Annotated in this window: 10 protein-coding genes; 6 read left to right on the forward strand and 4 right to left on the reverse strand. The window is 73.2% G+C overall.

The window, feature by feature from the left end; all coding sequences use genetic code 11:
* The first annotated feature begins 57 nt into the window (after positions 1–57).
* The 3 genes from der (at position 58) to ACH47X_RS17515 (ending at position 4,247) form a co-directional block, all read left to right on the forward strand.
* Complete coding sequence (der, locus tag ACH47X_RS17505) at positions 58–1,602, forward strand: ribosome biogenesis GTPase Der (protein ID WP_397405805.1); 1,545 nt, start codon at positions 58–60, stop codon at positions 1,600–1,602.
* Between the two features lie 69 nt (positions 1,603–1,671).
* On the forward strand, positions 1,672–2,703 hold the full coding sequence (gene lgt, locus ACH47X_RS17510; protein ID WP_397405806.1) for a prolipoprotein diacylglyceryl transferase: 1,032 nt from the start codon (positions 1,672–1,674) through the stop codon (positions 2,701–2,703).
* A gap of 287 nt (positions 2,704–2,990) precedes the next feature.
* Positions 2,991–4,247 (forward strand): MFS transporter, encoded by a 1,257-nt coding sequence (locus tag ACH47X_RS17515; protein WP_397405807.1) that lies wholly within the window; start codon positions 2,991–2,993, stop codon positions 4,245–4,247.
* A gap of 160 nt (positions 4,248–4,407) precedes the next feature.
* On the opposite strand, the gene ACH47X_RS17520 is transcribed toward ACH47X_RS17515, so the two are convergent.
* Positions 4,408–5,184 carry a DUF4232 domain-containing protein gene (locus ACH47X_RS17520; protein ID WP_397405808.1) on the reverse strand — a complete coding sequence of 259 codons (777 nt, stop codon included), beginning with the start codon at positions 5,182–5,184 and terminating at the stop codon, positions 4,408–4,410.
* 128 nt (positions 5,185–5,312) lie between these two features.
* Between ACH47X_RS17520 and ACH47X_RS17525 the strand changes: the two genes are divergently transcribed.
* Positions 5,313–6,227, forward strand: coding sequence for a glycoside hydrolase family 43 protein (locus ACH47X_RS17525; protein WP_397405809.1), 915 nt, complete (start codon positions 5,313–5,315; stop codon positions 6,225–6,227).
* A 59-nt stretch (positions 6,228–6,286) separates the two neighbouring features.
* On the opposite strand, the gene ACH47X_RS17530 is transcribed toward ACH47X_RS17525, so the two are convergent.
* The 3 genes from ACH47X_RS17530 to ACH47X_RS17540 are packed head-to-tail and all read right to left on the reverse strand — an operon-like array spanning position 6,287 to position 11,842.
* Positions 6,287–9,661, reverse strand: coding sequence for an ATP-binding protein (locus ACH47X_RS17530; RefSeq protein WP_397405810.1), 3,375 nt, complete (start codon positions 9,659–9,661; stop codon positions 6,287–6,289).
* On the reverse strand, positions 9,658–10,350 hold the full coding sequence (locus ACH47X_RS17535; protein ID WP_397405811.1) for a DUF4194 domain-containing protein: 693 nt from the start codon (positions 10,348–10,350) through the stop codon (positions 9,658–9,660). The genes ACH47X_RS17530 and ACH47X_RS17535 overlap by 4 nt, the downstream gene beginning before the upstream one ends.
* Complete coding sequence (locus ACH47X_RS17540) at positions 10,343–11,842, reverse strand: DUF3375 domain-containing protein (protein ID WP_397405812.1); 1,500 nt, start codon at positions 11,840–11,842, stop codon at positions 10,343–10,345. Before ACH47X_RS17540 ends, ACH47X_RS17535 begins: the two co-directional genes overlap by 8 nt.
* 110 nt (positions 11,843–11,952) lie before the next feature.
* Between ACH47X_RS17540 and ACH47X_RS17545 the strand changes: the two genes are divergently transcribed.
* Positions 11,953–12,774, forward strand: a complete 822-nt coding sequence (locus ACH47X_RS17545) for an ABC transporter ATP-binding protein (protein WP_020014832.1) — start codon at positions 11,953–11,955, stop codon at positions 12,772–12,774.
* Between the two features lie 124 nt (positions 12,775–12,898).
* A complete protein-coding gene (locus ACH47X_RS17550; protein WP_397405813.1) occupies positions 12,899–13,939 on the forward strand; it encodes an ABC transporter substrate-binding protein in 1,041 nt (346 codons plus the stop codon).
* The last annotated feature ends 4 nt before the right edge of the window (positions 13,940–13,943 follow it).

A 13,943-nucleotide genomic window follows, 5' to 3' on the forward strand; every position in this document is an offset into this window, starting at 1 on the left:
CGCAGGTCATATGCGCGCGAGTCGGCCTGAGCGGGTCGGGCCTGCGACAATGGGCGCATGACCCACGACTCCTCTGCATCCGAGGCTGCCCAGAACGCGGTGGCCGGAGACGATGCTGCCCTGGACGCTGCCGCTCCGGTCGCACCCGACCTCGACCTCACCGAGACCGAGGACGACGTCGCGCGCGAGCGCGCCCTGCGTGTCGGCCTCGAGGAGTTCGAGCTCGACGAGGAGGACCAGGCGCTCCTGGACTCCGAGTGGTCCGACGAGGAATCCGAGGCAGAGCAGATCCTGCCGGTGCTCGCGATCATCGGCCGCCCGAACGTCGGCAAGTCGACGCTGGTGAACCGCATCCTCGGCCGCCGCGAGGCGGTCGTGGAGGACAAGCCGGGCGTGACCCGCGACCGCGTGTCCTACCCGGCCGAGTGGGCCGGCCGCCGGTTCATGCTCGTGGACACGGGCGGCTGGGAGGTCGACGTCGCGGGCATCGAGTCCAAGGTGGCCGAGCAGGCCGAGGTCGCGATCTCCCTGGCGGACGCCGTGGTCTTCGTGGTCGACGCCGCCGTGGGCGCCACCGCGACGGACGAGCGCGTCGTGGAGCTGCTGCGCCGCTCCGGCAAGCCGGTCGTGCTGTGCGCCAACAAGGTGGACGGCGCCTCGGGCGAGGCGGACGCGGCGTACCTGTGGGCCCTGGGCCTGGGGGAGCCGTTCCCGGTCTCGGCCCTGCACGGTCGTGGCACGGGCGACCTGCTCGACGCCGCCGTCAAGGCGCTGCCCACGAAGTCGGCGCACGGCACGCTGCGGCCCTCGGGCCCGCGCCGTGTGGCGCTCGTCGGCCGGCCGAACGTCGGCAAGTCGTCGCTGCTGAACAAGATCGCCGGCTCGGAGCGCGTCGTCGTGGACGAGGTCGCGGGCACCACGCGCGACCCGGTCGACGAGCTCATCGAGCTGCGCGGCATCCCGTACTGGTTCGTCGACACCGCGGGCATCCGCCGTCGGGTGCACCAGACCAAGGGCGCCGACTTCTACGCGTCGCTGCGCACCGCCGCCGCCATCGACAAGGCGGAGGTGGGCGTGGTGCTGGTCGACGCTTCCGCCCCGCTGACCGAGCAGGACATCCGCGTGATCCAGCAGGTCGTCGACTCCGGCCGTGCCCTGGTCATCGCGTACAACAAGTGGGACCTCATGGACGAGGACCGCCGCCCTTACCTCGAGCGCGAGATCGAGAAGGAGCTGGTGCAGATCCAGTGGGCGCCGCGGGTGAACCTGTCGGCGCGCACCGGCTGGCACAGCGAGCGCCTGGTCCCGGCGATCGAGCGGTCGCTGGCGTCCTGGGACCGGCGCATCCCCACGGGCAAGCTCAACTCGTTCCTGGGCGAGCTCGTGGCCGCGCACCCGCACCCGCTGCGGGGTGGCAAGCAGTCGCGCATCCTGTTCGCGACGCAGGCCTCGACGCGCCCGCCGCGGTTCGTCATCTTCGCCACGGGATTCATCGAGGCCGGCTACCGCCGGTTCATCGAGCGTCGCCTGCGCGAGACGTTCGGCTTCGAGGGCACGCCGATCGAGATCTCGGTGCGGGTGCGGGAGAAGCGCCGCCGCTGACGGCGCTCCGGCGGCCCGGCACGCCGGGCCGATGCCCACATCGGGGCCGGATCGCGGTACCTTCGGGTCGTGCTTCCGGCCAGTATCCCCAGCCCTGACCCGGTGTGGTCCCAGTTCAGCCTGGGCCCCCTCACCATCCACACCTACGCCCTGTGTCTGCTGGCGGGCATCGTCGCCGCCGCGTGGATCACGGACCGGCGGCTCCGCGCGCGCGGAGCCGCCCCCGGGATCGCGATCGACATCGCGATGTGGGCGGTGCCGATCGGCATCGTCGGCGCCCGGATCTACCACGTGCTCACGCACCTCGGTGACTTCACCGGCCCTGGTGTGGACCCCTGGGCCTGGGTGCGGATCTGGGAGGGCGGCAACGCCCTGTTCGGCTCGCTGCTGGGCGGCGCGCTCGGCGTGTGGATCGGCTGCCGCATGTCCGGCCTGCGCTTCTGGTCGTTCGCCGACGCGCTGGCGCCCGGCCTGCTGGTGGCCCAGGCGATCGGCCGCCTCGGCAACTACGTGAACCAGGAGCTGTTCGGCCTGCCCACCACGCTGCCGTGGGGCCTGGAGATCCGCTCCGACGCGCCGATGTTCCCCGCCGGTACGCCCGAGGGCACCCTGTTCCACCCGCTGTTCCTGTACGAGATGATCTGGAACCTCATCGGCGTGGCGGTGCTGCTGCTCATCGAGCGCCGCGTGGTGCGCCGCAACGACGCCCTCCTGGCTGACGGCGGCACCCCCGGGGCGGGCCTGCGCTGGGGCCGCATGTTCGGCCTGTACCTCATCTGGTACGGCCTGGGCCGCAGCTGGCTCGAGTCCATCCGGATCGACCCGACGAGCGACGCGCCGCTGGGCATCCCCGCGAACATCTGGACGTCGGGCATCGCGATCCTGCTGGGCATCGGCATCCTCGTGGTGCAGGGGCGGCGGCACCCGGAGCCGGAGCTCTCGGTCTACGTGCCGGGCCGCGAACCGGAGGACGAGGACGCCGAGGCCGGTGACGCGGGTGCCGAGGCCAAGAAGCCGGCCGGTTCGGAGAAGGCCGGGGACGCGGACGGCGCGGACGCCGACGCCGACGCGAGCCCGGTGGACCCGGCGGGGAGCAGGTAACCCTGGTCGTGCTGGACCTTGTGTCGCGGGCGGCCCGGGCGAGCGGCCCAGGCCTCCTGCGAGGCACGCTCTGCGGCGCGCGGTAAGGCCCACTCAGCGGGGAGGGCGACGGAGCAGTGGCACTGCCAGCTCTTCGTCACCCTCCCCGCTGCGTTGTGCTCGCCGGGAGGACTGCGCTCACCACGGGCTCGGCTCGCCTCGCGGGGTCGGCTCCGCAGGCGTCCCTGTGCGCACCCTCACAGCCGCGCAGGTTGTTCGCCCGGGCATCTGATGCGGAGGATGTGGTCATGCCGCCAACGCTCCCCGGGGACACGCCTGCCGCCGAACGGCTCCCCGTGGGACGGCGCACCTGGTGGCCCGTCGCGGCCGTGCTGCTGGCCGTCGCGTGGGGCGGCAACGAGTTCACGCCGCTGCTGGTGATGTACCGCGAGCAGGGGCACATCGGCGACGTCATGGTCGACGCGCTCCTGGCGGCGTACGTGTTCGGCATCGTCCCGGCGCTGCTGCTCGGCGGGCCGCTGTCGGACCGGCACGGCCGCCGTCCGCTGCTGCTGCCCGCCGCGCCGATCGCTGCCCTGGGCTCCCTGGTGCTGGCCCTGGACCCGACGAACCCGCTGGTGCTCGCGGTCGGCCGGGTGCTGTGCGGCGTCGCGCTCGGGCTGGCGATGGCCGTGGGCAGCACCTGGATCACCGAGCTCAGCGCCCGCACCGGCGACCGTGCCGCGGGGCCCCGGCGCGGCTCCCTGTCGCTGACCACGGGGTTCCTCGCCGGCGCGGGCGCCGCCGCGCTGCTCGCCCAGTTCGGTCCCTGGCCCACCCACCTGGCCTACGTGGTGCACGCTGCGGGCGCCCTGGTCGCGGGCACCTGGCTGCTGCGCGTACCCGAGACCAACCCCGGCCGGCAGCGCGCCGAGCGCGGACCGCTGCGCCACGACCTGCGGTTCGCCGCCGTCGGGCACCGACGGTTCCTGCGCGTCGTCGTGCCGCTCGCGCCCTGGGTGTTCGGCTGCGGCGGCTGCGCCTACGCGGTGCTGCCCGCCCTGCTCTCCGAGCACGCCGGCGACATCCCCATCGCGTTCGCCGGGTTGCTCACCGTGCTCTCCCTCGGCTGCGGCATCGCCATGCAGGCCGTCGCCCGGCGGATCGACACCCCGGCGTCGGCCCGCGCCTCGATCGTGGCGCTGGGCATCGTCGCCGCGGGGATGGCGCTCGCGGCCTGGGCGGCGACGTCGCCTACGCTGCCGCTCGGGGTGCTCGCCGCCGTGGTGCTGGGCGCGGGGTACGGGCTCGGTCTGGTGTCCGGGCTGACCGAGGTGGCGCGCATCGCCGGGCCGGGCAGGCTCGCGGGCCTGACCGCCGTCTTCTACTCGCTGACGTACCTCGGGTTCTTCGTGCCGATGGCGCTCTCCTGGTTGCGCGCCACGTGGTCGTACCCACAGATGTTCGGCTTCGGGGCCGTCGCGGCGCTGCTGTGCCTGGCGGTCGTCGCGTTCTCGTCCCGCACGGCGCTCCCGCTGGCGGGCGGCGGCCGCGGGGGCCGCTAGCCCGGCTGCTGCGTGCCCTGGTAGCCCCGCCTGCCCCGGTCACGCCCCAGAACCGACTTCGGTCGGTTGCCTTGAGAACGGTCAGACAACCGACCGTTCTCGACGCAACCGACCGAAGTCAGGTAGCCCGCGCCGGGCAGCTGCCCGCGCCGGCGAACCCCTAGCTCGCCGGCTGGAGGGCCTGGACCTCCAGCAGCGGGTCGTCGATGTCGGCGCACGCCGTGAGCTCGAGCTGGTCGTTCTGCACGAACAGCGACCGCTTCTCACCGGGCGGGTAGACCCGCAGACCGTCCGCGGGCGTCTCGCCGCACTCGTCACCGTAGTTCGCGGCCTGGGAGACGCGGACGAGGGCCTGCGCGGACGCACCCGGCTCCAGCGTCACCGTCTCGTGCGGGCTCGACCGGTCGAACTCCGCCGCGGCGCCGATCTGCTCGCCGTCGCCGTCCCCGACGAACGACACGCCCGGCCAGCCCTGCAGCGTGCAGGTCTCGGGCGCCTCGTTCTTCAGCACGATCCGCACCTCGTAGTGCCCGGCGCCCGCGCCGCCCTCCTCCGGCAGCAGGCTGCCTGCGAGCTCGGGGGACTCGCACCGCCCGGACGCCGATCCGCCCGCACCGCCGTCGTCGTCGCCGTCGTCATCGGTCTCCGTCTCGGAGGGCTCCGAGGACTCCGAGGACTCCTCCGTGGGCGACCCCGTCGCGCTCGCGCCCGGGCCCTCGGACGTCGTCATGGTCGCCGACGGCGTGGCCGACGTACTCTCGTCGCCCCCGGAGCCGGCGGCATCCGCCGAGCACCCCGCCGTCAGCAGCAGCGCCGCGACGCCCGCGGCGCCGCACATGGTCATGATCGCTTCTCGCCTGACCACCTGAACCTCCCCCTTCGGCTGGAACAACCGGCGGGCCGCGACCACCACCGCGGCCCTCGCCGATCGTGTCATCACCCCGAGCATCTCGCTGAGTTGCCCTGGTCAACAAATCGACGCGCCGCGCCCCGGACGGACCCGGCGCCGGCCCTTGATCTCTCCTAACCTGGTGCGCTGTGTCGAGCGAGAGGACAGGACAGACGATGGTGACGAACCCTGTGTACGGCTCCAACTTCCCGGATCCCGCGGTGCTGGAGGTGGACGGGACCTACTGGGCGTACGCGACCAAGAACCAGGTCGAGGCGATGCCGGTGCTGCGCTCGTCCGACCTCGTGCGCTGGGAGGAGGTGGGCGACGGCATGCCGCAGCTCGCCGCGTGGGTCGAGCCGGGCCTGAACTGGGCGCCCGAGGTCGCGGCCGTGGGCGGGCGGTACGTCGCCTACTACACGGCGCACGACCGGGCCACGGACGTGCAGGCCGTCGGGGTGGCCGTCTCGGACACGCCGCACGGTCCGTTCCGGGACGACGCCGAGCGCCCCCTGCTGTGCCAGGACCACGAGGGCGGCTCCATCGACGCCTCTCCGTTCACCGACCACGACGGCTCGCGCTGGCTGCTGTGGAAGAACGACGGCAACCACGTGGGCGTGGACACGTTCATCTACGTGCAGCGGCTGTCCGACGACGGGCTGCGCCTGGAGGGCGAGGCGCAGCGGATCCTCAAGCAGGACCAGGAGTGGGAAGGCACGCTCGTCGAGGGACCCTACGTCTGGCCGCACGCCGGTAGCTACTACCTGTTCTACTCGGGCAACGCGTTCGACTCCGACCGCTACGGCGTGGGCTACGCCGTCGCCGAGCAGGCGACCGGTCCCTACGTCAAGCCCCGCGACACCCCCATCATGGTGTCCAACGAGGTTGCGGCCGGCCCGGGGCACGGCATGGTCGTCGAGCGCCATGGGCGCACCTGGTACGTGCACCACGCCTGGCCGCCCGGCGCCGTCAACGTGCCCGGGCCGGGCCGCCAGATGTGGCTCACCGAGCTAGTCTTCGAGCCGTCCCCGGACGGGGGTCCGGACGTGCCGCGGTTCCTCGGCCCCAGGACGGATCTCGACGTGGCCTGACCCGGCAGGCCGGCGAGGCGGACCGGGCGGGGCGCCGGGTCATACCGGCGCCCCGCCCGTCACACCGTCGCCCCCTCGGGCAGCTCAGCCTCGTCCGGCAGCCCCACCGTGAGCTGCGTGAACGACTTGCCGCTGGTGTCCTTGAGCACCACGTAGCCGGCGTCGACGTGCGGCTCGATGCCACTGTGCTTGTCGTTGGGCGCGCCGATGATGAGTTGGAACCCGAGCCCGCGCCAGGCGTTGATCGCGCGCCCGGTGAAGTGCGCGTCGGCCTTGATCAGCGCCTCGTCGAGGAAGACCGGCGCGTACCGGGGGCGCGCCGACCCGGCGTCGCCGAGCTGGTAGCGCAGGGCCGCGCCGACGATGAACGCCACGAGCTCCTGGGACTCGCCGCCGGACTTCTCGCCGATGTGGTCGTAGACGGCCACGTGCGCGCCGCCCTTGGTGAGCTTCTCGGCGCTGATCCGCACGTGGTTGCGCACGTCGATCAGGTCGTGGAACTCCGGCGCGGTGCGGCGTACCCGGTCGACCACCTTGGCCATGCGGGTGTAGGCCCGCTGCCGGTCGGTGTCGCTGACGGCGTTGGCGATCGCCTCGCGCACGGCGCGCAGGTCGCTGCGGAACCGGGCCCGCACCGGCGAGGACGTGTCCCGCAGCTCGATGTGCAGCTTGTGATGCTCGTCGGAGAAGTCCAGACCGTCGAGGATCGCGTTGACCGGGTCGATGCGGTCGCGGATCTCGCGCACAGCCGTGGAGATGTCGCTGTCGAGCTTGGTGAGGTCGGCCCCCGACAGCCGGAGCAGGCTGTCGCGCCACTCCGACTCCAGCTCGTGCAGCCCGTTCTTCTCCAGGTCCGTGAGGAACCGCTCGTAGTCGTCGTAGGAGGTGTCCGGGTCGACGCCGAGGTTCGGGTTGGGCCACCGTTCCTTGAACGTCTCGAACACGTCGTGCAGGGCGGAGCGCCCCCGCCCGACGGCGGCCTGTGCCTCACCCTGGTCCTCCCGCACCCGCGCGGTGGCACGGTCCAGGGCGGCGTCGAAGCGCTCGACGGCCTGGGCGGGGGAGTCGTCGGCGCTCTGGTCGTCCGCGAACAGCCCGGCCAGGTACGTACGGTGCCCGGCGGCCACCTGGGTGCCGTCGGCCTCGGCGTCGTCGAGCGTGCGCTGCGCGGTGTCGACCGCGTCGGCCGTGCGCTCCCAGGCCTGCTCGAGCTCGGCGGCTCGGCTCTTGGCCACGCCGCTGTCCTCGGTGAGCCGGGTGACGCGGCCCTCCAGCTCGTCGAGCTCGCGGCGCAGCCGACCGATCTCCGGGTTGTCCGAGGTGACCTCGGTGACGATCGCCGACCAGCGGCCCAGCTCGGACCGCAGGGACGCGATGTCCACCTGCTCCCACGTGAGGTCGACGATCTTCTCGTATGCGCCGCGCTGCTTCTCGAACGAGTCGAGGCCCGCCGTCGCCTGCTCCAGCACGGCGCTCGCGGCGGCGTGCGCCTGCTCGGCCTCGGCCACCTCCCGCTCCAGCTCCTGCAGGCGCCGCGCGGCGGAGAACCCGAGGACGTTCCGCACGCCCTGGCCGCCGTGAGCACCGCGGCCGCCGTCGGACGTCTGGCCGCTGATCGTGACCGCCTTGCGGTGCAGGGCGAACTGCGCGGGGGAGTCGATGCAGACGTAGCCGTAGCGGTCGGTGAGCTCCTGCTTGAGCCAGCCGGTGAACGGCGTCGGCCGGTGGTCCAGGCGCGCGGGCAGGGTGCGGTCGGCCACGGTGGCCTCGTCGCGGCGCCCGGTGGGCACGCCCCGGAACCGGATGCGGCGTGCGGTCGGGACCGAGTTGATCGCCGTGCGGAAGGTCTTGAGGTGTGCCACGTCGATCAGCATCTCGGTGGCGAACCCGCCCAGCGCCAGGTTGAACGCGGCGCGCCACGGCTCGAACTCGGTGCGCACCTCGATCAGCTCACCCACGAACGGCAGCTCGTCGGTGGACAGGCCCGCGGCCTCGGCCAGGGCCGCGCGGGCCCGGTGCAGGTCGGTGGGGATGTTGTCCTTGCGGGCACCGACGGTGCGCAGCTCCGCCCGCAGCTCCTCCAGCGCGTCCGAGGCGGCCTGCTCGCCCTGGGCCGCCTCCGTGAAGCGCCGCCGGGCGGCGGCCCGCGCGTCGGTGTCGTTCAGCGCACGGTGCGCCTGCTCGACGACGGCGTCGAACCCCGCGGCGTCGGACACCTGCGCCCCGACGTCGGCCAGCAGGGCGTCGAACCGGGCGCGGGCCGCCGCGACGGGCTCGACACGGGCCTCCAGGCGGTCCACCTCGTCCTGGGCCTTCTTCAGGCGGTCGCCGCCGGCGGCGCCCAGCAGGTCCCGAGCGGCGTCGCGCTCCAGCTTGGCCGCCGCGACCCGGACGGCGAGCTCGGTCGCCTCGTCGCGTGCGCGGGCGCGCCGCCGCTGCAGGTCGGTCTCCGAGGCACGCAGCAGGTCGAGCCGCCGTCCGGCCAGCCAGAGGGCGGCCGGCGCGGCCTGGTCGGTGAACTGGCCCACGGCCTCGATCATCCGCAGCCGCTCGACGGCGTCGTCGATCGCCGCGCGGTGCTCGCGGATGGGCCGCAGCGCCCGGACCTGCTGCTGCGCGGTGACCATGCGGTCACGGGTGGCGGACAGCTCGTCGAACTGCTGCACGGCGCCGTCGGCCGTCGCGAACGTGGACGGCTCCTCCAGGACCATCGTCTTGTACAGGGCGTCGACCGTGGTGATCTGCTGCCCGGCCTGGATACGGCCCAGCAGGCCCACGGCCTTGTGCCCGTCGCCGCCCGCGCCGATGCCGAGCGCGGTGTGCAGCCGGGCCGTGTAGTCGCGGTCGGTGTCGAAGCAGGTCAGGCCCGTGCGGGTCACGGCGCGCCGGTCGAACCGGTGCCGCGCCGCCTCCTCCAGGGCGGTCAGGTCGAACGGCCCGTCGCACGTGCCGCGCACCGCGATGACGTTCTCCAGCGTGCGGGCCGACGACGGGACGTACCAGGCGCGCACGGCGGTGAACGTGGCCCCGCCCTGGTCGGCCCAGGTCATGGCGATGGCGGACCAGGTGTCCTCCTTCTCGCCGCGCAGCACGCGCACGCGGGTCTCGCCGTCGACCCGCTTCTCGTCGAGCTTGCCGCGCGCGTAGGACAGGATGTTGCGCTGCTCCTTGCCGCGCGGCTTGCCGGTCACGCCGCCGTTGGACGCCCCGTTGAACGGCGTGGTGTGCGGCATGATCAGCGCGATGTAGGAGTCCATCAGCGTGGACTTGCCCGAGCCCGAGCCGCCGCTGAACAGCGTGGCGCCGGGGGACAGGCGCACCTGGTGGTGCCCGTGGTAGCCGCCCCAGTTGACCAGCTGCAGGGTCTGCGCCACCCACTGCTGCCCGGTCGACGTGGCCGGGACCAGCCCCCACAGCGTCTCGATCATGCTCACGAACGGGTCTCCTTGTTGTCGGCGAGCCAGCGCGTGAGCTCGGCGAGCCGGTTGTTGTCGAGCACGACCTCCACCAGGGGCGTGATGCGGTAGCGGCCCGTCGACTCCTCGTCGATCAGTCCCTCGGCCGCCAGGCGGCCCACGGCGTCCCGGATCTCGCGCTGCGGGCGGACGAGGTTGTTGTCGTCGAGGTCGAAGAACGTCAGCACGCCCTGCTCGATGTCCTCCAGGTCGATCCGGGCCGACGTCTCGCCCGAGCTCGCCTCGTGCTGGTAGACGGTGCGCAGGTGCACCAGCACCAGCGTCTCGACCCGGTTGTACGGGTCGTCGCGCAGCAGGATCGGCACGTCCACCTCGCCCGAGCGCACCTGCTGCTTGTAGGCGATCTGACGGTCGTGGTCCACCACGAGGCGCACGAACAGGTCGTGCAGGCGTGACTCGATGACCGACTGGTGCTCCAGCAGGGTGCGCCACTGGGCGCGGTGCCTCTCCGCCGACAGGAACCGCCGCTGCAGCAGCCGGACCAGAACCCGCCGGACCTCCGGCTCCAGCAGGCCGCGGTCGCCCGCGAACAGCTCGGTCTGGTCGTCCTCCATCGGGGCTGGCTCGATGAAGCCCGCCTGGTCCGCCACCGCCTCGTCGGCACCCACCTCGTTGGTGCCCACCCCGTCCGTCACCGTCTCACTCATCCGTCGTCCCGCCCTTGCCCTCGTGCTCGTCCGTCATCGCCACCCCGCCGAACGCGAAGCGCCGTCGGGTCCCGTCGGGCCGCACCGCCTCGACGGTCACCACCTCGCCCGTCTCGACCATCCCGTGCCGGTGCGCGAGCTCCAGCAGCCCGAGCAGATCGACCGGCCGCCGCAGCCGCTCGGGCGCGGACCGGAACGCCGCGCCGATGTCGACGGTCCCGTCGTCCTCGCGCGGCCGGGACGTCAGGTGCTGCTCCAGGTCCGCGTACTGCGGGCCGCCCCAGGCCCGCGAGTCGTCGTCCGGCACCACGCCCATCTCCCACGCCTCCAGCGGCGTCGGGGGAGCGGGCGGCCGCAGGCCGTCGACCTTCTGCCGCAGGTGGCCGACGTCGGCCGCGGGCAGCCGCCGCATCGGCGCGACCGGCTGCTTGTGCCGCGAGGTCGGCATCCACTGCTGGAACCCCGACATCACGTCGCGCAGCAGCCCGTCCACCTCCCGGTCGCGCAGCGGGTCGTGGTTGCGGATCTGCGTCGTGATGACGTGCGAGGCCTGCTGCTGCGCGTGCAGCACCTCCCGCACGCCCTGCTCGATGCGCCGCGCGATCTCGTGCAGCTCGCGGCGCTGGGCCGCGGGCAGCTGCCCGGCGAACGGGTGCCCCAGGATCATGCGCAGGTTGGCCGCGAGCTGGTCGATGTGCTCGGCCCGGCCGATCAGCGCGAGCGCCCCGGCGAAGGCACGCCCCTCGCGCGTGGACTCCATGATGTCCTTGCCGCGCGCCAGGTATTCCCGCAGCACCTCGCCCGTGGGGCGCACGTCCTGCCGCAGGTCGGTGACGACGTCGCGCTGCACCTGCTTGATCGACTCGACCACGCGGGCGAAGTCGGCCGGGAGCTCGCGCGCCAGGTGCAGCACGTTCTCCGCCTCCTCCAGGAGCTGGTCGTCGCTCACGGGTTCGACGGCGCCCGTGTCGTCCAGGCGCTTGATCTCCGCGGTGCGCTCCTTGATCTCGGCGTCCAGGCGCGCGATGCGGGAAAGCACGTCGGGGTCGGCGTCCTGCGCGAGCTCCTCCACGGCGTCGAGCAGCGTCCGCACGCGTGACTCGGAGACCCGCGTGCGGGCGCCGCCGACCCGGCCCGCGACCTCCAGGGCGCCGACGCCGTGGGCGGAGACCTGGTAGACCTCGATGTCCTCGTGGACGTGGCGCTTGAGCCAGCCGGACCGGACCCAGCCGCGGCAGAGGTCGCGCGCGCTGCCGACGGGCAGCGGCGCGTTGCCCTCCTCGCCGTACCCGGCCGACCGCAGGCGGCCGAGCGCCGCGTCGAGCTCGGCGTGCGCGTCGGCGACGGGGACCTGCGGGCGCTGTGCGGTGAAGACCAGCGCCAGCATGGTCACGACGAACGGTGCGTAGGTGCCATGGAGCAGGTCCAGCATCGGGTTCTTGAACGCTCGGAGCGCACCTTCGTACGCGCCCTCCACGGTGGCTGTGCTCATCGCCGACCAGGGTACGTGGACAGTCCGACATCGACCGGCACGGGGTCGTGGCGGGTGAGGAATGAGACAGTTGTCCAAGGGGCTGCTATCTAAGGTTAGGCTTACCTCCTGTGACCGCCCCTACCGCCCTTCGTGGTGACGACCTCGTGCTGGGCTACCAGCGCACCACCGTGGTGCACGGCGTCGCCGTCCACCTACCGCCCGGTGTCGTCACCGCGCTCGTCGGCCCGAACGGGTCCGGCAAGTCGACCGTGCTGCGCTCGCTGGCGCGGCTGCACCCGGTGCAGCAGGGCACCGTCAGTCTCGGTGCCACGGCCGACGACGCCGTCGACGTCGCCCCGCTGTCCGCGAAGGACTTCGCCCGCCGCGTCACGCTGCTGGCCCAGTCCCGCCCGCACCCGGCCGGCCTGGAGGTGCGCGACGTCGTCGCCTTCGGCCGGCACCCGCACCGCCGCCGCTTCGCGCCGCTGACCGACGCCGACCACGCCGCGATCGACCGCGCGATGGACATCACCGGGGTGGCCGCCATGGCTCGGCGCGGCGTCGACCAGCTCTCCGGCGGCGAGGTGCAGCGCGTCTGGCTGGCCACCTGCCTGGCCCAGGAGACCGGCGTGGTGCTGCTGGACGAGCCCACCAACCACCTCGACCTGCGCTACCAGGTCGAGACGCTCGACCTGGTGCGCGACCTCGCCGAGGAGCACGGCACCGCGGTCGGCATCGTGCTCCACGACCTGGACCACGCCGCCTCGGTGGCCGACGCCGTCGTCCTGCTGCACCAGGGCCGCGTGCTCGCGGCCGGGCCGCCCGCGCAGGTGCTGACCGGCGAGCACCTCTCGCTCGCCTACGGCCTGCCGATCGACGTGAGCACCGACCCCGGCACCGGCCGGGTGCGCGTGCACCCGCGCGGCCGCCACCACGGCCGGACCCGCTGAGGGCGCCTCCTGGCTGAGCGAGCAGCACCCACAGACCCCCAGACCCGCAGGACGCCGACGGCGCCCGCACCACCCGCCGCACCCGGCACTGCCCGACACGACGTGTCATGAATCGAGGAGTCCCATGTCCCTGCGCACCCTGACCCTGCGCGAGAAGGCGCCCCTGGCGGCGGCCGCACTGGCCCTGCCGCTGCTGCTCAGCGCCTGCGGCACCACCGACCCCAGCGCCGCCGCGACCCAGGGTCCGACCGAGGCCGCCTCGGGCGACTGTGCCGACGTCACGACGTCGACCGAGCCCGTCACGGTGACCGACTCGTTCGACCGCACGGTCGAGCTCGACAAGCCCGCCGAGCGGGTCGCCGTCCTGGAGTGGCAGCAGACCGAGGACGTGCTCAGCCTGTGCGTGAACCCGGTGGCCGTCGCCGACGCCGCGGGCTACGCCACCTGGAACGACGCCGAGGAGCTGCCCGAGGGCGTGGCCGACGTCGGCACCCGCGGCGAGCCCAACCTCGACGCCCTGTACGCGACCGATCCCGACCTCGTGATCATCGAGGCGTACACGCCCGACGACGAGATCATCGCCAAGCTCGAGGCGTACGACGTGCCGGTGCTGGCCACCAAGGGCGCCGACGCCGCCGACCCGATCGGCACCATGCTCGGCACCTTCGACATCATCGCGCAGGCCACCGGCCGCACCGAGCGCGCCGAGGTCGTCACCGACGAGTTCGACGCGCACCTGGCCGACGCCAAGGCGCAGGTCGCCGAGGCCGCCCCCGAGAGCACCGACTTCGTGTACTTCGACGGCTGGGTCGACGGCGGCAACGTGTCCATCCGCCCGTTCGGCCAGGGCTCGCTCGTCGGCGAGCTCGGCGAGGAGCTCGGCCTGACCAACGCCTGGACCGGCGAGGTCGACCCCGCCTACGGCCTGGGGCAGTCCGACATCGAGGGCATGACCGACGTCGGCGACGCCACCCTGCTGTGGACCGGCACCAAGGAGGGCGAGGACGACTGGACCACCGAGCTGACCAAGAACGACGTCTGGGCGGGCCTGCCCGCCGTCACCGAGGACCGCGCGCACGCGTTCCCCGAGCACACTTGGACGTTCGGCGGTCCCCGCTCCTCCGAGAAGATCGTCGACGCCTACGTCGACGTCTTCACGAGCTGACGCC

It is taken from the genome of Promicromonospora kroppenstedtii, assembly GCF_044389675.1.
Classification (GTDB): Bacteria; Actinomycetota; Actinomycetes; order Actinomycetales; family Cellulomonadaceae; genus Promicromonospora; species Promicromonospora kroppenstedtii.

Coding starts and splice junctions, on each gene's coding strand:
- ACH47X_RS17520 (WP_397405808.1), bottom strand. CDS start 5,184: ATGACACGATCGGCGAGGGCCGCGGTGGTGGTCGCGGCCCGCCGGTTG.
- ACH47X_RS17535 (WP_397405811.1), bottom strand. CDS start 10,350: ATGAGTGAGACGGTGACGGACGGGGTGGGCACCAACGAGGTGGGTGCC.
- ACH47X_RS17550 (WP_397405813.1), top strand. CDS start 12,899: ATGTCCCTGCGCACCCTGACCCTGCGCGAGAAGGCGCCCCTGGCGGCG.
- ACH47X_RS17515 (WP_397405807.1), top strand. CDS start 2,991: ATGCCGCCAACGCTCCCCGGGGACACGCCTGCCGCCGAACGGCTCCCC.
- der (WP_397405805.1), top strand. CDS start 58: ATGACCCACGACTCCTCTGCATCCGAGGCTGCCCAGAACGCGGTGGCC.
- ACH47X_RS17525 (WP_397405809.1), top strand. CDS start 5,313: ATGGTGACGAACCCTGTGTACGGCTCCAACTTCCCGGATCCCGCGGTG.
- ACH47X_RS17540 (WP_397405812.1), bottom strand. CDS start 11,842: ATGAGCACAGCCACCGTGGAGGGCGCGTACGAAGGTGCGCTCCGAGCG.